At 33.0% G+C, this 22,442-nt stretch carries 28 protein-coding genes and 1 tRNA gene; 11 read left to right on the top strand and 18 right to left on the bottom strand.

Translation table 11 applies throughout. The features are described from left to right. Positions 1 to 255 precede the first annotated feature (255 nt). Complete coding sequence (locus tag MY1_RS03505; RefSeq protein WP_007550288.1) at positions 256 to 1,329, top strand: L-threonylcarbamoyladenylate synthase; 1,074 nt, start codon at positions 256 to 258, stop codon at positions 1,327 to 1,329. A gap of 9 nt (positions 1,330 to 1,338) precedes the next feature. Here the strand turns inward: MY1_RS03505 and MY1_RS03500 are convergent, their stop codons facing one another. After that, positions 1,339 to 1,536, bottom strand: a complete 198-nt coding sequence (locus MY1_RS03500) for a hypothetical protein (RefSeq protein ID WP_048109630.1) — start codon at positions 1,534 to 1,536, stop codon at positions 1,339 to 1,341. Between the two features lie 84 nt (positions 1,537 to 1,620). Here MY1_RS03500 and MY1_RS03495 point away from each other — a divergent pair, with 84 nt between their 5' ends. Next, positions 1,621 to 2,037 (top strand): DoxX family protein, encoded by a 417-nt coding sequence (locus MY1_RS03495; protein WP_007550286.1) that lies wholly within the window; start codon positions 1,621 to 1,623, stop codon positions 2,035 to 2,037. Between the two features lie 332 nt (positions 2,038 to 2,369). Here the strand turns inward: MY1_RS03495 and MY1_RS03490 are convergent, their stop codons facing one another. Then, a complete protein-coding gene (locus tag MY1_RS03490) occupies positions 2,370 to 2,555 on the bottom strand; it encodes a DUF1059 domain-containing protein (RefSeq protein WP_007550285.1) in 186 nt (61 codons plus the stop codon). 148 nt (positions 2,556 to 2,703) lie between these two features. Here MY1_RS03490 and MY1_RS03485 point away from each other — a divergent pair, with 148 nt between their 5' ends. Further along, positions 2,704 to 3,513, top strand: a complete 810-nt coding sequence (locus MY1_RS03485) for an adenylate/guanylate cyclase domain-containing protein (RefSeq protein ID WP_007550284.1) — start codon at positions 2,704 to 2,706, stop codon at positions 3,511 to 3,513. Positions 3,514 to 3,529: 16 nt separating this feature from the next. Here MY1_RS03485 and MY1_RS03480 read toward each other — a convergent pair whose 3' ends face one another. Beyond that, positions 3,530 to 4,372 (bottom strand): hypothetical protein, encoded by an 843-nt coding sequence (locus MY1_RS03480; protein WP_048109623.1) that lies wholly within the window; start codon positions 4,370 to 4,372, stop codon positions 3,530 to 3,532. 89 nt (positions 4,373 to 4,461) lie between these two features. Beyond that, positions 4,462 to 5,250 (bottom strand): hypothetical protein, encoded by a 789-nt coding sequence (locus MY1_RS03475; protein WP_007550280.1) that lies wholly within the window; start codon positions 5,248 to 5,250, stop codon positions 4,462 to 4,464. Positions 5,251 to 5,394: 144 nt separating this feature from the next. On the opposite strand from MY1_RS03475, the gene MY1_RS03470 reads away from it, so the two are divergent. Then, positions 5,395 to 6,792 carry an MBL fold metallo-hydrolase gene (locus tag MY1_RS03470; protein ID WP_007550278.1) on the top strand — a complete coding sequence of 466 codons (1,398 nt, stop codon included), beginning with the start codon at positions 5,395 to 5,397 and terminating at the stop codon, positions 6,790 to 6,792. 125 nt (positions 6,793 to 6,917) lie between these two features. Here the strand turns inward: MY1_RS03470 and MY1_RS03465 are convergent, their stop codons facing one another. Both MY1_RS03465 and MY1_RS03460 read right to left on the bottom strand, forming a co-directional pair. After that, positions 6,918 to 7,358, bottom strand: coding sequence for a hypothetical protein (locus tag MY1_RS03465; protein WP_007550277.1), 441 nt, complete (start codon positions 7,356 to 7,358; stop codon positions 6,918 to 6,920). Between the two features lie 132 nt (positions 7,359 to 7,490). After that, positions 7,491 to 7,904, bottom strand: a complete 414-nt coding sequence (locus MY1_RS03460; RefSeq protein ID WP_007550276.1) for a bifunctional nuclease family protein — start codon at positions 7,902 to 7,904, stop codon at positions 7,491 to 7,493. 151 nt (positions 7,905 to 8,055) lie between these two features. Between MY1_RS03460 and MY1_RS03455 the strand changes: the two genes are divergently transcribed. Together MY1_RS03455 and MY1_RS03450 are read left to right on the top strand one after the other, a co-directional pair. Beyond that, a complete protein-coding gene (locus MY1_RS03455; RefSeq protein ID WP_048109621.1) occupies positions 8,056 to 8,871 on the top strand; it encodes a CBS domain-containing protein in 816 nt (271 codons plus the stop codon). Positions 8,872 to 8,982: 111 nt separating this feature from the next. Then, positions 8,983 to 9,432, top strand: a complete 450-nt coding sequence (locus MY1_RS03450; RefSeq protein WP_007550274.1) for a hypothetical protein — start codon at positions 8,983 to 8,985, stop codon at positions 9,430 to 9,432. A 143-nt stretch (positions 9,433 to 9,575) separates the two neighbouring features. Here MY1_RS03450 and MY1_RS03445 read toward each other — a convergent pair whose 3' ends face one another. Further along, positions 9,576 to 9,890, bottom strand: coding sequence for a hypothetical protein (locus MY1_RS03445; RefSeq protein WP_007550273.1), 315 nt, complete (start codon positions 9,888 to 9,890; stop codon positions 9,576 to 9,578). Between the two features lie 106 nt (positions 9,891 to 9,996). Here MY1_RS03445 and MY1_RS03440 point away from each other — a divergent pair, with 106 nt between their 5' ends. From MY1_RS03440 to MY1_RS10085, 3 genes are all read left to right on the top strand, one after another. Beyond that, positions 9,997 to 10,524, top strand: a complete 528-nt coding sequence (locus tag MY1_RS03440) for a hypothetical protein (protein WP_007550272.1) — start codon at positions 9,997 to 9,999, stop codon at positions 10,522 to 10,524. A 676-nt stretch (positions 10,525 to 11,200) separates the two neighbouring features. Further along, a complete protein-coding gene (locus MY1_RS10090) occupies positions 11,201 to 11,329 on the top strand; it encodes a hypothetical protein (protein WP_007550266.1) in 129 nt (42 codons plus the stop codon). Then, positions 11,329 to 11,460, top strand: a complete 132-nt coding sequence (locus MY1_RS10085; RefSeq protein WP_007550265.1) for a DNA repair protein RadA family protein — start codon at positions 11,329 to 11,331, stop codon at positions 11,458 to 11,460. The genes MY1_RS10090 and MY1_RS10085 overlap by 1 nt, the downstream gene beginning before the upstream one ends. Positions 11,461 to 11,928: 468 nt before the next feature. Here MY1_RS10085 and MY1_RS09820 read toward each other — a convergent pair whose 3' ends face one another. From MY1_RS09820 to MY1_RS03410, 6 genes are all read right to left on the bottom strand, one after another. After that, entirely contained in the window at positions 11,929 to 12,075 is a 147-nt protein-coding gene (locus tag MY1_RS09820; RefSeq protein ID WP_007550263.1) for a PhlB family protein, read from the bottom strand. Between the two features lie 383 nt (positions 12,076 to 12,458). Beyond that, the gene (locus tag MY1_RS03430) at positions 12,459 to 13,217 is read right to left on the bottom strand and encodes a transporter (RefSeq protein ID WP_048109617.1); all 759 of its coding nucleotides are present in this window, start codon (positions 13,215 to 13,217) and stop codon (positions 12,459 to 12,461) included. Between the two features lie 103 nt (positions 13,218 to 13,320). Then, positions 13,321 to 13,620, bottom strand: a complete 300-nt coding sequence (locus MY1_RS03425; protein WP_048109615.1) for a winged helix-turn-helix domain-containing protein — start codon at positions 13,618 to 13,620, stop codon at positions 13,321 to 13,323. A 65-nt stretch (positions 13,621 to 13,685) separates the two neighbouring features. Continuing rightward, positions 13,686 to 14,288 carry a PEFG-CTERM sorting domain-containing protein gene (locus tag MY1_RS03420; protein ID WP_048109613.1) on the bottom strand — a complete coding sequence of 201 codons (603 nt, stop codon included), beginning with the start codon at positions 14,286 to 14,288 and terminating at the stop codon, positions 13,686 to 13,688. Positions 14,289 to 14,401: 113 nt separating this feature from the next. Then, positions 14,402 to 14,483 (bottom strand) — tRNA-Ser (locus tag MY1_RS03415). A 58-nt stretch (positions 14,484 to 14,541) separates the two neighbouring features. Next, the gene (locus tag MY1_RS03410; protein WP_338038890.1) at positions 14,542 to 14,796 is read right to left on the bottom strand and encodes a hypothetical protein; all 255 of its coding nucleotides are present in this window, start codon (positions 14,794 to 14,796) and stop codon (positions 14,542 to 14,544) included. Positions 14,797 to 14,896: 100 nt separating this feature from the next. Here MY1_RS03410 and fen point away from each other — a divergent pair, with 100 nt between their 5' ends. Next, entirely contained in the window at positions 14,897 to 15,922 is a 1,026-nt protein-coding gene (gene fen / locus MY1_RS03405) for a flap endonuclease-1 (RefSeq protein ID WP_007550252.1), read from the top strand. Here the strand turns inward: fen and MY1_RS03400 are convergent. Next, complete coding sequence (locus tag MY1_RS03400; protein WP_131255120.1) at positions 15,919 to 16,131, bottom strand: hypothetical protein; 213 nt, start codon at positions 16,129 to 16,131, stop codon at positions 15,919 to 15,921. The genes fen and MY1_RS03400 overlap by 4 nt on opposite strands. A gap of 278 nt (positions 16,132 to 16,409) precedes the next feature. On the opposite strand from MY1_RS03400, the gene MY1_RS03395 reads away from it, so the two are divergent. Further along, on the top strand, positions 16,410 to 16,940 hold the full coding sequence (locus MY1_RS03395) for a PAS domain-containing protein (protein ID WP_007550250.1): 531 nt from the start codon (positions 16,410 to 16,412) through the stop codon (positions 16,938 to 16,940). A gap of 2 nt (positions 16,941 to 16,942) precedes the next feature. Here the strand turns inward: MY1_RS03395 and acs are convergent, their stop codons facing one another. The 4 genes from acs to MY1_RS03375 form a co-directional block, all read right to left on the bottom strand. Then, positions 16,943 to 18,859: an acetate--CoA ligase gene (gene acs, locus MY1_RS03390; protein WP_007550249.1), complete on the bottom strand. Its 1,917-nt coding sequence runs from the start codon at positions 18,857 to 18,859 to the stop codon at positions 16,943 to 16,945. Between the two features lie 57 nt (positions 18,860 to 18,916). After that, positions 18,917 to 19,750 carry a CdvA-like protein gene (locus tag MY1_RS03385; protein WP_048109609.1) on the bottom strand — a complete coding sequence of 278 codons (834 nt, stop codon included), beginning with the start codon at positions 19,748 to 19,750 and terminating at the stop codon, positions 18,917 to 18,919. A 246-nt stretch (positions 19,751 to 19,996) separates the two neighbouring features. Then, complete coding sequence (nuoB, locus tag MY1_RS03380) at positions 19,997 to 20,812, bottom strand: NADH-quinone oxidoreductase subunit NuoB (RefSeq protein WP_007550247.1); 816 nt, start codon at positions 20,810 to 20,812, stop codon at positions 19,997 to 19,999. Continuing rightward, on the bottom strand, positions 20,809 to 22,431 hold the full coding sequence (locus tag MY1_RS03375) for a hydrogenase large subunit (RefSeq protein ID WP_007550246.1): 1,623 nt from the start codon (positions 22,429 to 22,431) through the stop codon (positions 20,809 to 20,811). Before MY1_RS03375 ends, nuoB begins: the two co-directional genes overlap by 4 nt. Positions 22,432 to 22,442 lie beyond the last annotated feature (11 nt).

Here is a 22,442-nt window from a genome sequence, read left to right as displayed (position 1 = left end):
TCCAGTTAATCATACTAGTTCATAGAATACGGTAAGCTTGAAAGCTTACTGGATTATCAAATATCATCAAAAGCATGCGTATGAAAAGAGTTTAAACAATAATTTGACTAATCAAACAAATGGAAGAAGGTCAGATAATAGTTCCATTATTGATAGCACTTGCAGTAGGAATTTTTGTTGGGACCAGAATTTGGATGATGTTTAGAAAATAAATCACAAATAAAATTAGACTAAACAATCCACCATACTCTTAATATGACTGCAATCGTATTAATCAAAAATCAAGTAAAAATGCAAACAAAAATTCTTAAAATCAACTCAAAAAGTCCACAAATTTCAAAGATAAGACAAGCTTCTAAAATCATAAAATCAGGAAACATAGTTGCATTTCCAACAGAAACAGTATATGGTCTGGGGGCAAATGCCTTGGACTCAGACTCTGTTAAAAAAATTTTTGTTGCCAAAGGCAGACCTTCAGATAATCCGCTCATTATTCATATTTCAGATATTTCTGATCTTAAGAGATTGACAGCAGACATACCAACGACAGCTCATAAATTAATTAGAAAGTTTTGGCCAGGACCCCTTACATTGGTTCTGAAAAAATCAAAGATAGTTCCAAAAATCACAACAGGTGGAATCAACACAGTTGCAGTGAGAATGCCAGAAAACAAAATAGCAAAATTATTGATACATGAAACAGGCACACCATTAGCTGCGCCATCTGCAAATATTTCTGGAAGACCCAGTCCCACAACATCAGGACATGTGTTTGAGGATATGAATGGCAAAATAAGCATGATAATAGATGGAGGTAAAACAAAAATCGGAATTGAATCTACAGTGATTGATCTTTCCAGAAAAACTCCAATGCTGTTAAGACCAGGAGCTGTAACATTAGAACAACTTCAAAAGGTCATCGGTAAAATTTCAATCCATCCATCCATACAAGAAAGAAAAACAAAAGACATACATCGCTCACCGGGTATGAAATACAGGCATTATTCTCCAAATGCAAAAATAATTCTAATTGAAGGCTCAAATGACAAAGTAAAAGACAAGACATTACAACTTTTATCAGAATTTAAAAATCAGGGAAAAAAGGTAGGAATACTCAGTACTACAAATACAAGATACAAATCAGACATGACAGTATTTTTAGGTAAAAAGTTAGACATGGTAGCATCTAACTTGTTTAAAACATTCAGAGAATTTGATGTAAAAAAGATAGATGTGATACTTGCACAAGGTACCAGTCGAAAGGGACTGGGTCTTGGAATAATGAATAGACTTGGAAAAGCTGCCTACAAAAAGATCAAAATCAATTAAAAGATCAATCTAGATATTCAAACCCACATCACTAGATGCAGTTTTTTTCTCTTTAGATGGACAAGATTTTCCTTCATGATCTCCATCTTTGTATTCACCATCAGGCATTGCACTAGAAGGTTGAGCTACTGCAACATCCATCGGAGTAACCATAGCAAATATTGCTGCAAAAGCCAATACAGTAAACAATGCAACGGTATACTTCATGGATAAAATACGTAATAATCACATTTAACCTTTATTCACATTTATTACCTAAGGATAAAATACAGTCATAATAATTTTTTACAGATGGCAGAAGCGACAATTCGTAACTCTATCTTTTATGATATCACTCACTTTGGAATAAGAATTACAATTGGGGCAATATTCATAGCACACTCGTTAGGAAAATTTGAACCAGGTTTTGCTGAAAATCTTCCAAATATGGGCCTGCCAGCAGAAATGCAAATTCCAATTGCACTAGCAGAATTGGTTCCAGGAATATTACTAATCATAGGTGGGCTAACAAGAATTTCTGCATCGTTACTATCAATAGTAATGTTGGGGGCGATCTTTGTGGCAAAAGGAGCTCAGAGTTTTGCAGGTCGTGGAGGAGTAGAATTTGAGACATTGATTCTATCAGGATGTCTTTTGCTCATAGTGATAGGACCTGGAAGAATTTCAATTTCACATATCTTGAAAAAAGTTCCCAGAGTTCTTCAGTAACAAGAATTTAAGCTAAAAAAAATACTAAATTCTAAGTTTTAGGTTGTTTTTTATCGGATTTATTGGAATTATTTTCATCGCTAGAATCATCTAAATCATCATCAGAATCATCTGCAAATTTTTTGTCAATTTCCTTTTGATTTTCTTTGAATAATTTGTATCTTTTATCCCACTTTGAGAGAACAATCCATTGTCTTATTCCTATGGCTAACCAACCAATAGATATTGCAAATATTATAATTTGATGGAGTCGAAGTAAGGGATTCTAATCTTTCTTTTTTCTTATTTATAATTAAATCAACTCCAGTATAATGAGAATGAAATAAAATATTTTAAAATAAGGATTTATGGATATTTTTTTTGATTTTATCTTGTAATTCTGGAGTAATTTCTTCTGGTTTCATGTTATGATCTTTTGTGGCATGTGCTGCACACTGTGTTAAGATTTCTTCCTCAGATTTACCCTTGGCAACAAAATTACAATCAAATCCAACCGAGCTGCATTTGAATTTTAACATGAATTACCAAAGTTATATGTAAGTATAAAGTTAATGGTTCTAAATCATCTTTGGATTCAATAGAAGTTCATTTTTATGATAATTGACTAGAAGTATGAGAAACACAGTAAGCAAAAATAATTAACACTATTTACAGGATAAGTGTTGAATGGTAACTAAAAAAACTGAGAATAAAGGTATTGAAAATTTGCTATCACCGAAAACTCCAAGCATAGTAGACATGCTACTTGGGAGAGGTACAGAAAAAGTAGTAGATTCTGAAACGCTAATTACAGAAGTACATGATAGAGTACTAAAATCATTGAATCATGAATTTTTGTATTCTACCGTAACTGAAGAATCAGAAATATTTCTTAGGGAAAAGGTATTGAAGAGCATGAATATGGCAGTGTTATTTGTAGATCTTGTTGGGTCTACAGATATGATCCTAAATTTGCCCAAAGAAAAACTTGCTATTGTTTTTACTACATTTGCTCAAGAGATGGCTTATGTGATTAAACGTCATGAAGGATTTGTGTTAAAGTTTGTAGGAGATGCAGTTATTGGATATTTTGTTGCAGAAGATCTATCGGCATCAGTTGCAAACAGAGCAGTCACATGTGCAGAATCAATGCTTAAAATTCTTAAACTTGGAATAAATCCTATTTTGAAAAGTAATAATTTACCAGAATTAAAGATAAAAATTGGCATCGATCATGGTGAAAATACAATTGTACGATATGGCGATGATCTACAAGAATCCCATGTAGATATTTTAGGACCTTCAGTAAGCATGGCAGCTAAAATTCAAAATCTAGCTCAGCCTGATCAGATAGTAGTTGGAGATGACATCTATACTAAACTACACAAGTCAATTCAAGAATATTTTGCACGCTTGAAATTAGATAAATCAGAATGGAACTACAAATCTTCAAAAACAAAAAAAATCTATCCAGTGCATACGTATATTGGAAAATAAAAAAAGAGATACCGAATCATATTCCAGCAAACTGGTTGCCTAAATGTGACTCAAGCAAACTCTGTGTTTCTTGATTGTGGCCGATGTATTGTATAATTAATTTGCCTTTGCTGTAAAAGTGAGGTTCATCAATCCATCTGATTATGCTTGTTCCTATCTGCGTCCCATCATTTGAAACAAGTTTGGAAGCATTTTTGGCATCAATGCCAGAAGAAAATTCATAGATTTGAATTATCTCATCGTTTACTTTAACAACAATTGTTGGTACTAAAAACGATGAATCCTCCAATACTTCAACTACATTCACATTAATGCCATCTTTTTCAAAAGCATCAATGAGTGTAACATAATCATACTCAATAACTTGATTGGAAGTATCAAGTTCTGTTTCTCTTTGAATGAATAGTTCTCTTTGCTCGTCCCAAGTTTTATCAGTTATTGCTGAAATTACTTTTCCTTCAGATACCAAGATTTCCATGATGTGAGGGGTAATAACTTGGATAAGCATTTGGCCTTCTCTATTGCCAAATCCACCTTGACTTGATTCAAAGCTGGCCTTGAAGATATGTTCAGGTGGGATTGATTTTGTAGAACCAACATATTCAACTTTGAGTGAATTTATGTCGCCATCAAAAGCAAAAGTTGGACTAGTTACCACATATTTTTGGGCAATTCCTAGGGCATCATATCTTTCCTGATCAGCTTGAGTTGTAGGTACAACAACTATAGTGCTTTGTGCGGGAATTAGATATGTCCCAGTAACACCTACTGCAATAATTGCTATTGCAGCAGTAATTGCTATTTTTGTTTGTCTTGTTGTGTATGACATTTTTTTGTCAAATTGTAAATAGACGGTCAAATTATAACCTTTGATTAAATTCAAATTGAATCTAAATTTAAAAAATATTTTTACAAATTAGAGTGGATTTTATTTTAGTTATCAAAAATCTAATTTTCATAAAGATTTACTGTGACTTTCGTAGTCCATGGGATAAGTTCATCGGGAAATATCACCAATAATCCACTATCTTTTGTGATGTTCTTGCATGTACCGCTGTAGCTTTGTTTGTTTTGTCCAAAGCAACCTGATTCTTTGTAATAATCAAAGTTAGAATTTGTAAAATACTCACGTTGTACAGGTGATGAGACAAAATATACATCAAAACCTAAATCTGTGTTATCAGTTTTTATGCTATAATCGTATGAGGTGATGTTTTTAGATGTACAAATTGGGAAAAATTGTACATATCCATTTTTAATTTTTGATTGTTGTTTGAAATTATCATAGTTTTTGTTTTCGATATCTGGATAGACAGACACGTCAGGATTTGTGCTTAGCTGATTTCCTTGCATATATTCTATCTCATGTCGGATATTGTCTACAACTTTTCTATAAAGCATCGGCTGCCATTCTTCTTGACAATCACTAAATTCATGTTTTAATTCGACATATGATTTTCCATTTATTTTTTGAAATTGATTTTTGTTATAGTCTTTAGATTCTGCATTGAATATATGGTTGGCATTATGTTTATCAGATTTGTACCAAGAGTTTGTCACTTCAAATATGATATTTTTAGATGAACTATCCCACTCAGACAGTAAATGTACATACACAGAGTACTTGTTTATCACATGCTCAGTGTCAGACAGAAAAATCAAATGACCAAAAAACGCATTAAAAAGAATTATAGAAAATGCAACAATTGGAAGTATGATATAAAATATCTTTTTCATGATATCAATGACAAATAGGGCAATAAAATGGATTCACTAAATTTCAGCAACAAGAGTTAAAAATTAAATCAATCAGTGTTTCATATAAAACTCAATTTTGAAAAACATATTCAAGTTTATTTGGGATATTAAGGAAAAAACACCATGGAGCAGAAACAGATAGGGATTTCTTCTGAACAATTAGAACAAGATATGATTCAACAAAAACCGTTTTTGTTGTTTGATCTTAGAACCAAAGAAAGTTTTGAAAAATCTCATGTGTCAGGTTCTGTTCATGCTGTATGTGATACTAATGCCAAAGAAAAGATATTACCAAAAATTCCAAAAAATGCTAAAATTGTTTTGATATCTGAGCCAGAAGAATATGCTAAAGAAATAGCACAGATGATGAAATCATTTGGACTAGATGTTTACTTTTTAATTGGCGGTTTTTCTTCATGGAAAGGAAATCTATCAAAAGGAGATACTGGGAAAATGATTTTGGCAGATAGTCTTGTCCAAAAATTAGACAAAGTGTTTCTACTAGATGTCCGAGATAGAGAAGAGTATTCAGAATATCAAATTCCTGGGAGCGTAAACATTCCTTTAAGTGAACTTTTTGATGCAAAAACTATCTCCAGCATTCCAAAAGACAAAGAAATTGTAACCATATGCCCACATGGTAATCGTGCAATGATTGCAAGTTTTGCTCTAGCAAGAGCAGGAATTGAGTCAAAAACACTTGCAGGAGGATTATCTGGATGGAATCAAGTTCTAAAGCCTGTAACAATAGTAAAAGAACCAGTACAAATTATCCAAGTACAAAAAGTTGGAAAAGGATGTCTATCTCATATTGTAGAATCTAACGGAGAAGCAATTGTAATTGATCCATTATATCCTTTTGAAAAATATATAGATATTGCAAAAGAAAAAGGGTTTCAAATTATCAAAGTAATAGATACTCACCAACATGCAGATCATATATCTGCGGCAAAAGATCTTGCCAAAGCATCTAGTGCAAAACTATACCTCTCAAAATATGAAGGATATGTCTTTGATGCAAATTTTATCGGCGACGCAGATCAGATACAATTTGGAAAAACAGTTCTTCGAATTATTCATACTCCTGGACATACACCTGGAAGTCTCAGCTATGTAGTAAATGAAAAATATGTTTTCACAGGGGACATATTGTTTGTAGAATCAATTGGAAGACCTGATCTTAGAGATAAAGTAGAAGAGTTTACAGATGATCTTTACAATACATTACACAACAAATTGCTTAAGCTTCCACACAATACAATGGTATTTCCGACACATCATAGTCAAGATGTGAAGCCCATAGATGAAGCATATTATTCTACAATAGAACAATCAAAGAAACTTCCATGGCTGGATATCCCAAAACAAGAGTTTATCAAAAAAGTAGTTTCAATAACACTACCAAGGCCAATGAATTATCAAAAAATCATCGCAGTAAATAAAGGAGAATTAGAACTAAAAAAGGATGAAATCCCAGATTTGGAGATTGGTCCAAACAGGTGTGCTATTGATATCAATTAAACATGCTCATGAACTAACAAGAAATCATTGAATTATAACTATTGTTAAATAATTTTTTAAAAATTTGACTTTGGAGAAGATTCGGACCATGAATCAAACAAAACATAAGGGTCTAAAAAATAGGATTAGGGCATCATCATATGATTGCCCATCATATTTTGCCATTGCGTATTATTTCCCATGTAGTTCATCATTCCTTGATGTTGCATCATCATGTTAAGCATCTGTTGTTGATGTTGTGGATCACTCATCCAATTATTCATCATAGGTTGCATCATCTGACCCATATGCTGTTGATTGTTAATCATCATACTGTGCATCTGTGTCATGGCTTGTGGGTCATTCATCATGGTATTCATCCATTGATTCATAGCATCTGGATTATTCATCATAGTTTGATGCCATTGGTTCATCATGACAGGATCATTCATCATCTGTTGCATCTGCTGTGGTGTCATATGCATATAGTTGACAGTGGATGTGCTTTGAGAGATACCATATCCAATGCCAATTCCTGCGATAAACACACCAACTGCAATTCCAATTATTACCGATTGGGTTACCATGACATATCGTAATAATTCTAAGATATATCAAATTGGGCAAATTTCAGTTTTGATTCTCAGCCCCCGAAAGTAAACAGGGAGAATTTAAGAGGTTTGATCCAGTCTTCCTTAAAATACACAAAATCTAAAATTTCATTTCTTTTGAATTTCTTTTAACATTGATTTTCTTACCAGAATTGGAATGCTGTAATATGTTGCCAATGCTATTGCATCAGATGCCCTAAAATTTCTAAATACCAAGTCTTTTTTTCCAGTAAAATACAGATTTGCTCTGAAAATATCTCCACTTTCATAGATTTTGACTTTGACTAAAAATAGTTCATTTTCCTCGCAGATTTGTTCAATTAGACGATATATTGTAGGTGGATCGTCACGTTTTTCCTCTAAAAAATTGTAAATAATATTTGCGACTTCAGATGAAAAACCAGACATTGTAAATTCAACTGATTCATCTTTGAATACAACAGCGCCTGTATGAGAATCAATTATTCCAATCTGATCAATCTTTACTGTTTCATAATCTGGATCAACGTCATCAATCTTCATAGATATTCATTCATAGTTTAGAATTATTACATTAGGATTGTTTTGATTTCTATTTTTAATAATCAAGATCATTTTTATAATTCAGTAATTTCAAAGATGAGAATCATCTTTACATAGATAAGTTATTTTATATTCAATTCATTGAGGAATTATGACTATTTATAATCAAACATTAAAGGAATTATTGCCACTCTCTTTGAGTTCTACTCCTGCTGTAAGTATTCGTAAAGAGAACAAAATGTGGATAGCTACATGCATGTTAATGCATTATTTAGAATCTTTTACAGATTCCCTTGTTGTAACAGGAGAAGATGAAAAACCAGTAGGAGTTATTGGCGGCAGAGAAGTAATTGAAAATATTTTTAAAAATCCATCTTCGGATTTTTTTGATAAAACTACTGTAGAACAAGTCACAGATAAGAATCTCATGGTCATATCTGAAAAAGTTACACTTGGAGAACTACTCGAGATGTGGAAGCAAACAAGAAGAGCATTTTCTATAATACCCAACAGTTTAGGAGGATATTCTGCAATATCTGGAAGAAAATTACTTGAAATCGGTGCAAACTGTACTACAGATATTACTATTTCCGAATTACCCAAAAAAGAAATCATCACATTTGATCATAATAATACACTAAAAGACATCATTCGCCTAATGCTTCAAAACAACACTAGAAAACTAATATTAAAAAATTCAAACATGTTCATCAGTGATCGTTTAATTATTCAAAGCATAGCACAAAAATTTGATTTTTTTAGAAATGTTAAATTTTTGGATCTAAAGTTTTCAGAATCAATCAATCTAGAGGAAGCAAAAAAAATTTCCAAAGACGTGAATTTAGCAGAAGTATCAAAGATGATGTACGGAATGACCCACCCATACATAATTTTCCAGGATCAGGTGATTACACCATTAGATATTTGTATGGCATTACAATCAGATAGAATTGAATTTTTAGGATAAGATAATACGTTATAAAATTAGAAATGGATAGGTCGAATTAGATGTTTTACGATATAAGAGAAAATAATCAGCAACATAATAGATACAAAAAAATTATCCAGAACATACTGGATGGAAAATAAAACTCCAGAACGATATTATAATGATCTTACACAAATAGTATTTGTTGTGAAAATACTATTTTCTCCATTATTCAAAAAAGTACTGAGTTTTGTTACCTTTTCATTAATCGTGATATTTATTTTTGGATTAGTAAATATTGAATATTCCGCATTAGGAATTTCTGAGCCATTATTTGCAATCACAGAACAGGTTATCATTATCTTTGATATTATTTTTTGGGTAATAGTAGGTCTTTTGACATTGGAACTGTTGATAGCATATTTGAAGATACGAAATGCAAAATCATTTGTAAAAAAGTATTGGCTTGAAATAATTATGCTTGTACTTATGCCTGTTTTTGTGGGATTTAAGATATTGAAAGTTAGTTTGAAAATTATAAAACAAGTCAAAATAGGAAAAACAGTGTTTAAGCTATTTCAAAAAATGAAAAAAGATTAGCAGGAAAGTATGAATGCCATGTAAGTATACAATACAATTAAGCCACTCATCGATTTAGATTTAACTTAGATACAATTTTGAGGATACATAAAAAGTCTTAAAATCAATAGACGAATTCTTTGTCAATAAAAAAAAGATAGAATCTATGGTTGGACAGTTGCTAGTTTGTCTTGGATTCTATCATAGTAGCCATTTAGCTCCTTTGCTGGAACATAAAATGACGCTGAAATGGTGTCTCCGACTTTGGCATCACATTGAGGCATAACTACGCTTATACCATATTGAGATTCTCCAACACAGCCATGCTCAGTAACTGCAATTACCACTACATTTTCAGTTACTAGTACGGGAACGTAATTCCATGGTGCTATTGTAAGAACGAGTATTACAGCCAGTCCACTTGCAATCAATGCCATGAATTTCAGTCTCGGACTTTTCTTTTCTTGTATTTGGTTCATTTTTTTCACCTATTCTTAACGAGTGAATTTAAGATAAAAACAACATGGATACAATGCACGCATTTGCAGGTAAACTGATAAGATACAACATGAGTTATGAAATTACTTGTGTGCAAAAAAATCTGACAGCGTTACTTTTCGAATAGATGAAAAATATGATAAAGCATTACGAAAGATAGCAGATGAACAAAAAATCAGCTTAAACACACTTGTGAATCACATTTTAGGTAATTATGTCGAAACCGAAGTATACTTGCAAAAATTTGGCACATTAAAACTAAGTACAGATTCTTTTAGACGTATTTTAGCAGAGCTTGACGATAAAACCATAGTTGATGTTGCCATCAGAGCAGGAAGTCTTGAAGCAAAAGAGTTTATTTTATTCAAATGGAAAGAACTAAACTTGCAAAGCGTGACTGGTTTTATTAAAATATTTTTTGATGTTTGTGGTTTTGGAAGATACGATATTGTTGTGGATTCATTTAAAGTGGTTCTTAGTGCACATCATGATCTAAAAGAAAAGGGGTCATTGTACATTAAATATTTCTTGGAGTCATTGATTAGAACATCATTGGATAAATCCAGTAAAACAACCATCACTGAAGATTCTGTTACGATTGAATTTCAAGCATAATTACAACATTTAACATAAAAAATCCATTTAATCATAGATGTGTATGTTTGAAACTCATATGATCCAATAATCAACACATACAAGCATGAAAATAGTTAGAAACTAGGAATTATGAATTGAGTGCACAGTAACAAAAGAATATAGAAAAATACAGGTAATTTTACTTATCATCACGAATAAATTTATGGCATCTTGTACATTCATACATTCCAGCATATCCTGCCATCTTTACTTTTGCATCATGTGGACATGTATCTTGAGTCACAGTTGAATATGGCAAAATACATCTATGGCTCCCAATGACAATCGCAATTACATCCCTTTTGGCAATGCACTCTCTTGCAATCAATGCATATTTTTTGCCAATAAGATGATAAGGTATTCATGATATTCATATATCATTTCATCCTAATTAACCCGCATTTGAGAAAACACTATAAGTAAAATCGATGTATTATCAACATCGTAGTAGTGTGAGTTTGCATATCTGAAAGGAAGGACTGAATTAACTACTCAGCTACGAAAAAAAATCTATTTTGTTAGAATCCTTGCCTTATATGTAAGATATGACCTATGTGAGTATGTTAAAAAAGCTATTTGCAAAATTACAACGAAATCAAAAAAAGACATCTAACGACGTAAACGCATTCAAAGAATCTAAAGAGACAAAACAAAATTGAAGTATAACTGCAAATATTGTAAATTTCATTGGGAAGGATGGATGGATACTTTTGAACAGGTTTTAATTCATGAAAAGACACATTTGAAAAACACAAAAACAATTTTGATGGAAGCAACATCATAATGGTTACTCTAAACGATTTGAAAGCATGTGAAAACTGTGGTAATGTATTTTCAAAAAAGATATTATCCAAAACCATTAGTCGCTGTCCTGCATGTAATGTATGGAAGAAGCAAGCCAGTGAAGAGAAATGAGATATAGTTGCAAAGAGTGTAATTTTAAGTGGGAAGGAACGTCAGATACATTTGAGCAAGTACGAGAGCACGAAAAAACACATCTAGTAAAATCAAAATAATGTCAACCAGATGTAAAGTCTGTAACGCATCAAGAATAACAGAAGTTAATCAGTTAATGTCTGATAAAAGATGGGAATGCCAGATATGTGGGAATTTACTTGATGCCGATGGCAATGTAAATTCTTCATAAAAATAACCAGTTTCAATTCTCACGGTGGTTATCTTGATATGAAATACGGATCCTTTTTACTCGAATCACCACTACAATAGTATTGTCAAATCAACCTTACTGTGAAACATGTCATAAACTCAAATACCCTAGATTTCAAAAACAACAAAAATGTGAGTGTGTAACCAATTAAATTTTGAAGATAAAATTAATTTAAAATAATATTTTCGGTTTTAATGTTTTTATTTTGTAAGTCATTATATGTCTAAACTTCCCACACCACTATCAGCTGATATCTGTTCATAATTATTTGTGTGACAATTAGGACATACACCTCTGGAAAATTTCTCATAATAAACAGTTCCACAATCAGAACAAACTTTCAAATCTTTAACATCAATCATGTCAAATAAAGGACATTCTATGAACTTAAAGTTATAGTTACAAAAGAAGGGCAACCATTCAAGTTAGAAATAATTCTTTTTAGAGATTGTTTTTCATATCTGAGACTTTTGGTAGTCGCACATTCTTATAGAGTCAGCAAGAATTTATGCAACACAGCATAAGCATCAGGCCATAAAATATATGAAAGTATGAAATTAAGAGCACCAGATAAGAGTTTAGGTAAAAAGAGGGGCACTCTTAATTTTCAAATTACAGAATCATTATCAAAAAAATTAGGGTTCAAATCCATAGGGACTCATATACCATCATTGGATAGAAATGGACGCATCTAAACATAAAAAATTAAATTATAAAAAAATAAAAAAAGGAAGTGTGCTTTTTCTTAAGCAACACAGACGTCAATTACTGTGCGTATCGCTATGGTTCCTGAATTTGTGATTGATCCACCACATAGGTTGAATATTCCTCCCCAGTTTGTGATTGTGTTACTGTTGGTAAACAAGCCTTGATTTAGGATGTAACCAATGTTCATAACAGGACCACTGTTGGTAAATGTACCAGATGTCATGATGGTTCCTTTGTTGACCAAATTCAATGAATTGGTAAAGGTGCCGCTGCTAGTTAGTACACTGCCCATGTTTGTTTGAATTGCACCAGATGATGTAATTACACCAGTGCTGGTTAATTGACCGCTGTTTTGTATAACACCTGTTGGACCATTAGTGATTGTTCCAGACGATGTTAGGTCTCCAAAGTTGTTAAATGGACCGCTATTTGTGATGGTTCCGCTGATACTATCAATAACACCGTTATTGGTAAATGTACCAGAAGTTGTAATTACACCACCACTTGCGATGTGAATTGTTCCATCATTTACTATTACACCGCTGCTAGTTACTGTACCTATGTCAAAATTGACATTTGATGCAATTACTAGTGTGTCAGTTGGGCCAATTACAAGAGTTGCAACTACACATGTTGAAGTAACAGAGTTCCATGTTCCACCTACTGCTGGAGATACACAGGATATTTTATCATTGACTGTAGAAACTAGTGCCGCTGCATCTTGAGCAGAAAGAGCTAAAACAGAAATTAATGCTACTAATACAGGAAGTATTAGAATTTTTTTTATGTTTGTCATTATCAACATTATTGTAGATATTGTATTAAGACACGCTGACATGAATGTGTGTTTAATAAACAAATGTGACAGTATAACAGACAAATCTGTCAGTGTTTTAAACTTAGAGAATTTTTGAAATTACTTCTGCAAAGTCTCTGCCTGTTTTTGTTAGAGAAACATTGATTTTATTGTCATCAATAATAGATTCAACAAGACCCTTTTTTTCCATCCATACGAGATGCTTTGCAAGTCGTGCATAGTTTAGTTTAGTATCAAGTGCCAACTGTGTTTTTCCTCCAGATGAATTTTCAGTCATAAATTTCACTATACGCATCAAAGTCTTCATACTGGGATCAAATGTAGGAACTAGAGATTTAGTTTTTAAAATTTCAACTACTTTAGGATTGACGTTTTTACCCAATTATTAGACCCAATAAGTTAACAAAATCACCGCTTATAACTTGTCTCAATATTTAGACATAGCAGTTACAGTTTGAGAGACATTTTGCTTTTAGCACTAATTATCACTATACTCATAATCGAAATAACTAGAATCATCATGGCAATCGTTCCAAATTCAGGTACAACGTTAAACATTAAAACTTCTCCTTTTGGCCCAGACCAGCGTGATTCATCACCTGTTCCAAATCCAAGTAAGGTTACTTCGATATTAACTGGTTCATCAGAGGCAAGTATATTGGTGACATGTGTTCCTGTGCCGTCTTTTGCATGTGAGCTTAAATCTAAAAGAATTTCTTTACCATTTTGCATTGCTAAAATATCATAGTTTACATTTTGTTTTATTGTTCCACCATTAGAATCCCGAAATATTATTCCCATTAACATCGTATTACTTTTAACAGGATTGCTTGTAGTAATTTCAACTCTAATTTTTCCATCAGATGAGAGCCCCACAACAGTAGTATTTTTGTCCGACTTGGTTCCAACGACAATTGCACCCATTGGTACTTCAGTATTTTCAGAAACTGAAGTCACAGATGAATCGGCAAATATACTACCAGTTACAAAAGGACTTAAAATTAGAATAGACGTAAATACTACAATCAAAAAGAGATTTGTTTTTGTCAATACAAAGAAGAGGCACTGTACTACTTAATCCTATCCACGATAGGTCATATTTTGAGTGAATATATGATTAGAATTTTTCTGAGATTACCAGTGTTAATAGAACATATTATGAACGCCAGGTAAGGGATTCGAACCCCTGCACGCTTGCGCGTAGCCGTTTTCGAGACGGCCGCCGTTCCACTTGGCTAACCTGGCAAGAAATCTTAGAAATACCACATAATAAAGCAAATCAGAAACAATTTTTAAAAATAATTTATGCTGAATCTATATCAAATAACTCATTCTGAAAGCGCTTGATTATCTGATGTTTAGTTTTGCTCCATTCTTCTTCAGACACATTATCAGAGAAGATTGAATGAAATTCAACAGATTCGGAGTTTTTCAAAATAGATTGTTTTTCATCATCAGATAAAGGAAAGTATGAAACAATTTTTAAAAAATTATTTTGAGATTCTTTAATGTCGTATATTTTCTCTCTCAAGTTTACAGACAAATCCAAATGATTCACCATATGATTAGATTTTTCTTTTTTATATATCCAATTGTAGTTATTACGATCTGTATTTCAAACGATAAAGACAAAATAGCTCAAAAATCAACAACAATCAATGGGATTAAACCTCAAAGAGTTAGTAGTAAGAGAGAAAACAACTCTAGAATCATTTTCATCAAAAGTGATAGCAATTGATGCGTATAATGCAATTTATCAGTTCTTGGCAAGCATTAGAGGTCCAGACGGATTACAGCTATCTGATTCTGAGGGCAGGATAACGAGTCATCTTAGCGGGTTACTTTATAGAAATATCAATTTTTTATCATTAGGGATAAAACCAGTCTATGTATTTGATGGAAAACCACCATCGTTGAAAACTGCAGAGATTGAAAGAAGAAAGCAGATCAAAAAAGATGCTACAATAAAATATGAAAAAGCAATTGCAGAAGGAAATTTAGAAGATGCAAGAAAGTTTGCACAACAAACAACTAGCATGAAAGACGGAATGGTTAAAGAGTCAAAACAAATTTTATCATACTTTGGAATTCCATACATTGATGCGGCATCCGAAGGAGAAGCAACTGCAGCCCATCTAACAAATACTGGACAAGCTTATGCCTCTGCAAGTCAAGACTTTGATTCTATACTTTGTGGAGCAAAGAGGCTGATTAGAAATTTTACAAACAGCGGAAGAAGAAAGATTCCAAACAGAAACACGTATGTGGAAATTGAGCCAGAGATTATCGAGACTCAAAAAACACTAGATTCATTAGAAATTACCAGAGAACAGATAGTAGATATTGGAATTTTAATTGGTACAGATTTTAATCCAAATGGATTTGATAGGATAGGACCAAAAACTGCATTAAAAATGATAAAACAATATTCAAGATTAGAAGACATTCCACAAATTCAAGAACAGTTACAGACAATCGAGTATGAGAAGATTCGCAAAATATTTCTTGAACCGATTGTAACAGATGTAGATGAGATAGTCTTTGGAAAAGTAGACTATGAAGGAATGACAAACTATCTAGTCAAAGAAAGAAGTTTTTCTGAAGACAGAATTCAATCTTCTTTGAATCGACTTAGAAAAGCATTAGAAAAAAAGAGTCATAATTTAGATCAATGGTTTAGCTAGGTTGTAGGATTCATTAATGCTGCACGTTCTCTGACTTTCTTATCTACTGGTGCCATAACATACTGATTTGGTTCTCTACATTCACCAATATTTACTGCAAATCCATCTGATGTTTCTGCAATACAACCTGACTCGGTTACTGCAACAATTCTAACTAGATCCATGTTTTCTGCAGGAGCCACATACCACATCAGATATGCAAATAGCAACAGAGCGCCAGCTGCGATAATACCGCCAACGATAAAGATTGAATTATTTTTTGAGGTTTTCTTTGTGTTTCCACCTATTGCTGATGTGAGTTAATTATGCAAATATGGCATAAAAGGAAAGCTGTGCAATATCATAATTGATTTTTAGGAATTTAATTCATACTAGGGTTTTAGTTGGTTTGATCTTCAAAACACAGAATATGATTTAATATCAAAAAGTCAGCAGATATTATTTGACAAGATTTCAATTTAATAACTAGTCAAAGGTAAAATAAAAAATGCCACAAACGGAAGCAAGAAAAATTCTCAAGGACGCCCCAATAATGTGGAGACGGATCAACTCCATTGGAATTATTCTTGATTGCAATTCAACTTATGCTAGTAAGTTAGGATATGCCAAAACAGAGATTCTAGGCAGAACAATATTTGAGCACGTGCCTAAAGACGCATGGGAAGCAATGAATGACTCGCTAAAAACATGGTTTGAGACTGGAAATGTCACAGATAGGGAAATTACCTTTAAAAAACAAGATGGAAGCACTTTTCCAGGAATCTTACACGCAGTGAGTCTTTATGATGAGAAGAAAAACTTGCTTGGAAGTAATACGGTAATTTTTGATCTTACAGAATTAAATGATAAAAAGATTAAAGAATTTGAGGATTACTTTAAAGAGGCTAAAGAAAAGCTTGATGAGATTAAAAAAAGCGAATATAACAATTTAGATGAAAATTCTAAATCAGAATATGAAGGGTTAAAAAAAATGTTTGACATGTTAGTAACAACGGATTTAAGATCGTTAAAAAAATAAAATTATTTTGTTTTATTTTGAATTGATTTTTTTAATTCATCAAATGCAGATTGGATTTCAGATACTGCAGCCCCATCTTCCAAAGTACTGACATCACCGATAGTCTCATTGTTGGCTATTGCTTTTAGTAGTCTTCGCATAATTTTACCACTACGAGTTTTTGGCAATTTGGATACAAAATAGATTTGTTGGGTGGTAGCAATTGCACCAATATCATTTCTTATTTTTATAGACAATTCTTTTTCTAAAAGTGACACATCTTTTGTTACATTTTGTTTTAAGACTACAAAAGCAATTATGATTTCACCTTTGATCTCATCTGGAATTCCACATACGGCTGATTCTGCAACATCATTATGAGATACAAGGCAGCTTTCAAGCTCAGCAGTCCCTATTCTATGACCAGATACTTTGAGTACATCATCAGCTCTTCCAAGCAACCAAAAGTAGCCATCTGAATCTTTTAGTGCATAATCACCTGGATAGTAACAATTTTTGTACTTTGACCAATACACGTCATGGTATTTCTTATCATCTCCCCACAAAGTCAAAAGCATCCCAGGCCAAGGATTTTTGATTAGTAAATATCCCTTGGTGTTTGCAGGTACTTCATTTCCAGATTCATCGACTACTGATATTTTCAATCCTGGAATAGGCAGAGTTCCAGAGCCCGGTTTCAATGGAATTGTTTCCAAGCCAGGCAAAGCAGAAATCAACATACCGCCAGTTTCAGTTTGCCACCATGTATCAATTATCGGACATTTTTCTTTTCCAATTATTTTAAAATACCATCTCCATACTTCAGGATTAATCGGTTCACCAACACTTCCTAAAAGTCTAAGAGATGAGAGATCAAATGAATTTGGAAGATCGTTTCCAAATTTCATAAACATTCGAAGTGCAGTAGGGGTTGTGTAAAAAATAGTAACTTTGTATTTTTCAATTATACCCCACATTCGCGATGCGTTTGGAAAATCTGGTGCGCCTTCATACATTACTTCTGTTGCACCATGTAAAAGCGGGCCATAAACAACATAGCTGTGTCCTGTGACCCAACCAATATCAGCTGTACAAAAAAATACATCGGAATCTTTAATGTCAAATGCCCACTTGAATGTGGAATGTAAGTGAGTTAGATAACCTCCAGTTCCATGCAGCACACCTTTTGGTTTTCCTGTTGTTCCAGATGTATACAAAATGTAAAGAGGATGAGTACTGTCTAATTTTTCTGCAGGAAATACATCAAAAGCATTTCCCATTAATTGATTCCAAAGCTTGTCTTTTGAAGAAAGAGAGATTTTGTTTTTTGTTCTTTCAACTACAATTACATTTTGAACAAAATCAAGATCACTGATTGCGTCATCGATTACTTCTTTTAGTTTAATTACATTTCCACGTCGATATCCACCATCAGCAGTAATTACTATTTTTGATTTTGAATCTTCAATTCTATCTTTAATTGCTGCTGCACTAAATCCAGAAAATATAACAGTATGAGTTGCACCTATTCTTGCACATGCAAGCATCGATATTGGCAATTCTGGAATCATTGGGAGATAGATAGTCACTCGGTCGCCTTTCTTAACACCAAGTGATTTGAGGACGTTTGCAAGTTTTTGGACTTGTTTCCACATGTCATTGTAAGTAAGAACGCGTGAATCACCATTCTCGCCTTCCCACAATATAGCAGGTTTTTCAGCCTTGTTTTTCTGATGAATATCAAGGGCGTTGTATGATGCGTTAATTGTACCTCCTACAAACCATTTAGCAAATGGAGGATTCCAGTCCAATGTTTTTTCCCAAGTGGAAAACCAACTAAGATTTTTTGCCTGTTTATCCCAAAAGGAAACAAAATCTGAAGATGCATCTTTTCTTGTTTGAGTATCATTATTTCCAAGACCGATATTAAATTCGGACATCAAAATAGTGTAGAGATTCAGACTTGTAAATGTTAAAGAAAAATAATTTAAAAAAAGTTAAGATGCTTCCATTCTGCCAAGCCAGTCGTCGTAGTGAGATGTCTCTTTTTTGACCTCTTTGGGAGGTGTCGGCAGGTGTGATTCGGTTTCATCAGCACGTGTTGCTTCTGAATGAATGACTGGATCTGTTGGTGCTTCTGGAAGTATGCTCTGAACTAGTTGCTCTTGTTCAGAATTGCCCAGATATGAAACGGCGGATTCTTGGATTTCTTTTTTTGGAGGTGTCGTTACAGTTATTACTTCTGCATCAAGATCAGCAATTCTTCTCTTTACGTTTGAGATTTCGGCAGATTCGTGAGTTACATGCTCAATTAATTCAGTAGCGCATGATTTCACGGTCTCAAATGTATTTTCTGAGATTTCGTTGCTCTTGTATTGTACTTTTGCATCAAATAACAACATCTTTGTAGACTTTAGCTGTTCCTCTAGCGCTGCTTGTCTTGCATCTAGCTTTGATTTGATTTTGTTTTCTAGTTCATCCAATGATTCAAGTTTTGACTTGTATTTTTCATGAATTATTTCGGCATCTTCTTTCATGTCATCATTTTCAGAAACAATATCAATCAAGGCCTTTAGACGACGCAGTGTCAGTTGTTTTTCGCGTAGAAGTCTTTGTGAGTCTAGTCTCCATTTTGGAATGAATATAACAACACTGCCTTGAACTACAAGTTGCTCATATGCGATTTGCTGTAATCCTTGAGCACCGCAGTCAACGCCAACTGATTGGATGCTTCCATCAATGTCAGTTATTGTTCCAATGACTTTACCCATGAATGTTCCGTACATGTCTTTGACGTTTTTACCGATGATATCGATATCGTCGTGTGTCATGTGTAGTGGTTTAGGGATTCGTATAACCGGGAAAGTGTGAGAAAGGTTACTGGTTTTGGTAAGATTATTTTGAGCTGAAATTCTACAGGTAATTTTCATACAAAACCAACAATCTTCGTCATATTTCCATGAAATGGTGAGATTCAACTCAACGTGAATTCACTCATCATTTTGGAAATGAAAATGGACGCAGATAAGCGTGAAAATTGTAATTTTAAAATTATATATTTACAATATTGCTAAAAATCATATTTTGTTTATTGCCATAAGTATACCGTAAAGCAAAGCTTGTGGTCTAGGAGGACATCCTGGAATGTAGACATTAACAGGAACAATACCATCTATACCTCCTGTGGTTGCATAAGTATTACCAAATATGCCACCACTGCAGGCACATGCACCTACGGCAATGACGAGTTTAGGATTTGGAGTAGAGTCATATGCTATCTTTAGTGCTCTTTCCATGTTTTTGGATGCAGGACCTGTTACCAATAATACATCAGCATGACGTGGTGATGCCACAAAAGTAATTCCATATCGCTCAATGTCATAGATAGGATTATTCAATGCGTTGATCTCAATCTCGCATCCGTTACAAGAACCTGCATCGATTTCTCTTATAGTCAATGATCTTCCAAAAATTTTGTCAATTTTATTTTTTAATTCTTTTCCTAATTCATCACATGTTTTTCCAAATGGAGCAGACATAGAAAACGTTTCAATAAGATCATCTCTTCTTTTTTTTGCCAAATCAAATTTATTTGTAATTTTAATTAGTTCAGGAGATTTTATTTGGCAGTTTCCACATAAAATGCACTTTCCATTATCAAAATTAATTTTTGAATCATCATTATTTTGATATGTAATAGCATGTGTAGGACATGAATTTTCTAATATTTTTCCAATTTTATCATTTAAGATAAAATCTTTAGCAGGATCTAATGTAATATATCCTCTATAATTTGATGCAATACTATTATCCATTTTTAATGGATCTTGTATTGTGTCTGATCTAAATGACATATCAATAAAATTATCTACTTTATCGTTATTTTTTTTCATAGGTCATTCCCCGAATAAGAAAAATCAAAACTTTTGTTAATTACTGGAAAATCAGCTACAATGTTATTCAATACTGCATGCTCAATAATAGGCCAGTTGGAAAAAGAGGCAGTTCTGATCTTATATCTAAAAATAGAATCATGTTCCCCAATCATAACCCAATGTAATGTCTCTCCCCTATGAGACTCAGCATAACCCAAACCTGATGAATACGGAGTTAATTCTTCATCTAGCGATACAGACAACCCATCATTTTCCAGAGCAATAATAGAGCATATGATGTCTTTTGATTGCCTCAAGTCATCAACACGGCTCATAACTCTAGATAAAACATCGCCAACTCGTTTCTGCAATTCCACTTGATGCTCCATTGTTTCTCTAGGGGTTTTTTGTTTCAAGTTAACTGATGGATAATAGCCGTAAGGATGAGTATGTCTGGCATCTGTTTCAATACCAATACATCTAGAAGAGATTCCTACCAATCCCAAATCTTTTGCCATTTGTTTTTCAATTATGCCAGTATTTCGGAGTCTATCCATTACAGATGAATTTGATTTTAAATGATCTAGTATTTTTTCAAAGTTCTGAAAAGCATCATCTAAAACAGAATGAATACCAACTAGTGTTTTATCAGTAATGTTAGTTTTTACACCACCGATTTGATTTACTCCAAATAATATTCTACTGCCAGACAATTTTTCATTTAACTGCATCAATTGCTCCTTTAAGATATTCAGTCTGGATGCACCATATTGAAATCCTATATCTGCAAGAATGCCACTGAGAGTTCCAAAATGATTATAGATTCTCTCTAGCTCTGCAAACAATAATCTAATTTGTTTTGCTTTTTGAGGTATTGTCAATTGTGCGATTTTTTCTATTGCATTACAGAATGCGATAGAGTTTGCCACAGATTCATCTCCAGAGATTCTTTCTGACAAAAATATCACATCATCTAATGGCATACTTTCTGCAAGTTTTTCTATTCCCTTGTGAGCATAACCTAAACGAATTTCCAAGTTGATGATAGTTTCCCCTACAACACTGAATCTAAAATGACCAGGTTCAATTATTCCTGCATGTATTGGACCCACAGGGATTTCACATACGCCTTCTCCAGTAATCGGAGTGAATTCAAACTGTTTTGAATTTCTCTTTACAACATCATTTAATTTAAAATCTTTTTGCAGTGGAAAAATATCATTTGGGAAATCATGTAAGATCAACGGCTTAATGTTTGGATTTTCTTTAGCAATTAATCCAAACATATCATTAATTTCTCTCTCATACAAAATTGAAGAGGGAAACACATCGTAGATGCTAGGAAAATAGCTATGACTTGAATTAATGGATGAGATTACAAATAAGAAAAAATCATCAACATCAGAGCCAAAAACATGCCTAATTTTGAACCCTGCCTTCAATTTTTGTTCATCACAGCAGATTATTGTTAACAGCCTAAGATCAAAACTCTTTTTCAAAAATTCACAAAGTCCATGCAATTGATTTGGATCACTGAGAGTTAGATGTAATTCATTATTGTTTTCAAATATTTTCAGATTTGAATCAAATTTTTCTAATTCGGAATAATATTTTTTAGTGATTTCTTTATAATTCAAATTTTTACCTC

The organism is Nitrosarchaeum koreense MY1 (assembly GCF_000220175.1).
GTDB lineage: Archaea > Thermoproteota > Nitrososphaeria > Nitrososphaerales > Nitrosopumilaceae > Nitrosarchaeum > Nitrosarchaeum koreense.
The sequence above is the reverse complement of the archived record's forward strand: the minus strand, read 5'-3'. Positions and strand labels throughout refer to the sequence as shown.

What these genes read in the sequence shown, in the direction of transcription:
- MY1_RS03505 (WP_007550288.1), top strand. Translation starts at nt 256, where the DNA reads ATGACTGCAATCGTATTAATCAAAAATCAAGTAAAAATGCAAACAAAA.
- MY1_RS03500 (WP_048109630.1), bottom strand. Translation starts at nt 1,536, where the DNA reads ATGAAGTATACCGTTGCATTGTTTACTGTATTGGCTTTTGCAGCAATA.
- MY1_RS03495 (WP_007550286.1), top strand. Translation starts at nt 1,621, where the DNA reads ATGGCAGAAGCGACAATTCGTAACTCTATCTTTTATGATATCACTCAC.
- MY1_RS03490 (WP_007550285.1), bottom strand. Translation starts at nt 2,555, where the DNA reads ATGTTAAAATTCAAATGCAGCTCGGTTGGATTTGATTGTAATTTTGTT.
- MY1_RS03485 (WP_007550284.1), top strand. Translation starts at nt 2,704, where the DNA reads ATGGTAACTAAAAAAACTGAGAATAAAGGTATTGAAAATTTGCTATCA.
- MY1_RS03475 (WP_007550280.1), bottom strand. Translation starts at nt 5,250, where the DNA reads ATGAAAAAGATATTTTATATCATACTTCCAATTGTTGCATTTTCTATA.
- MY1_RS03470 (WP_007550278.1), top strand. Translation starts at nt 5,395, where the DNA reads ATGGAGCAGAAACAGATAGGGATTTCTTCTGAACAATTAGAACAAGAT.
- MY1_RS03465 (WP_007550277.1), bottom strand. Translation starts at nt 7,358, where the DNA reads ATGGTAACCCAATCGGTAATAATTGGAATTGCAGTTGGTGTGTTTATC.
- MY1_RS03460 (WP_007550276.1), bottom strand. Translation starts at nt 7,904, where the DNA reads ATGAAGATTGATGACGTTGATCCAGATTATGAAACAGTAAAGATTGAT.
- MY1_RS03455 (WP_048109621.1), top strand. Translation starts at nt 8,056, where the DNA reads ATGACTATTTATAATCAAACATTAAAGGAATTATTGCCACTCTCTTTG.
- MY1_RS03450 (WP_007550274.1), top strand. Translation starts at nt 8,983, where the DNA reads ATGGAAAATAAAACTCCAGAACGATATTATAATGATCTTACACAAATA.
- MY1_RS03445 (WP_007550273.1), bottom strand. Translation starts at nt 9,890, where the DNA reads ATGAACCAAATACAAGAAAAGAAAAGTCCGAGACTGAAATTCATGGCA.
- MY1_RS10085 (WP_007550265.1), top strand. Translation starts at nt 11,329, where the DNA reads ATGGTTACTCTAAACGATTTGAAAGCATGTGAAAACTGTGGTAATGTA.
- MY1_RS09820 (WP_007550263.1), bottom strand. Translation starts at nt 12,075, where the DNA reads ATGATTGATGTTAAAGATTTGAAAGTTTGTTCTGATTGTGGAACTGTT.
- MY1_RS03430 (WP_048109617.1), bottom strand. Translation starts at nt 13,217, where the DNA reads ATGACAAACATAAAAAAAATTCTAATACTTCCTGTATTAGTAGCATTA.
- fen (WP_007550252.1), top strand. Translation starts at nt 14,897, where the DNA reads ATGGGATTAAACCTCAAAGAGTTAGTAGTAAGAGAGAAAACAACTCTA.
- MY1_RS03395 (WP_007550250.1), top strand. Translation starts at nt 16,410, where the DNA reads ATGCCACAAACGGAAGCAAGAAAAATTCTCAAGGACGCCCCAATAATG.
- acs (WP_007550249.1), bottom strand. Translation starts at nt 18,859, where the DNA reads ATGTCCGAATTTAATATCGGTCTTGGAAATAATGATACTCAAACAAGA.
- MY1_RS03385 (WP_048109609.1), bottom strand. Translation starts at nt 19,750, where the DNA reads ATGACACACGACGATATCGATATCATCGGTAAAAACGTCAAAGACATG.
- nuoB (WP_007550247.1), bottom strand. Translation starts at nt 20,812, where the DNA reads ATGAAAAAAAATAACGATAAAGTAGATAATTTTATTGATATGTCATTT.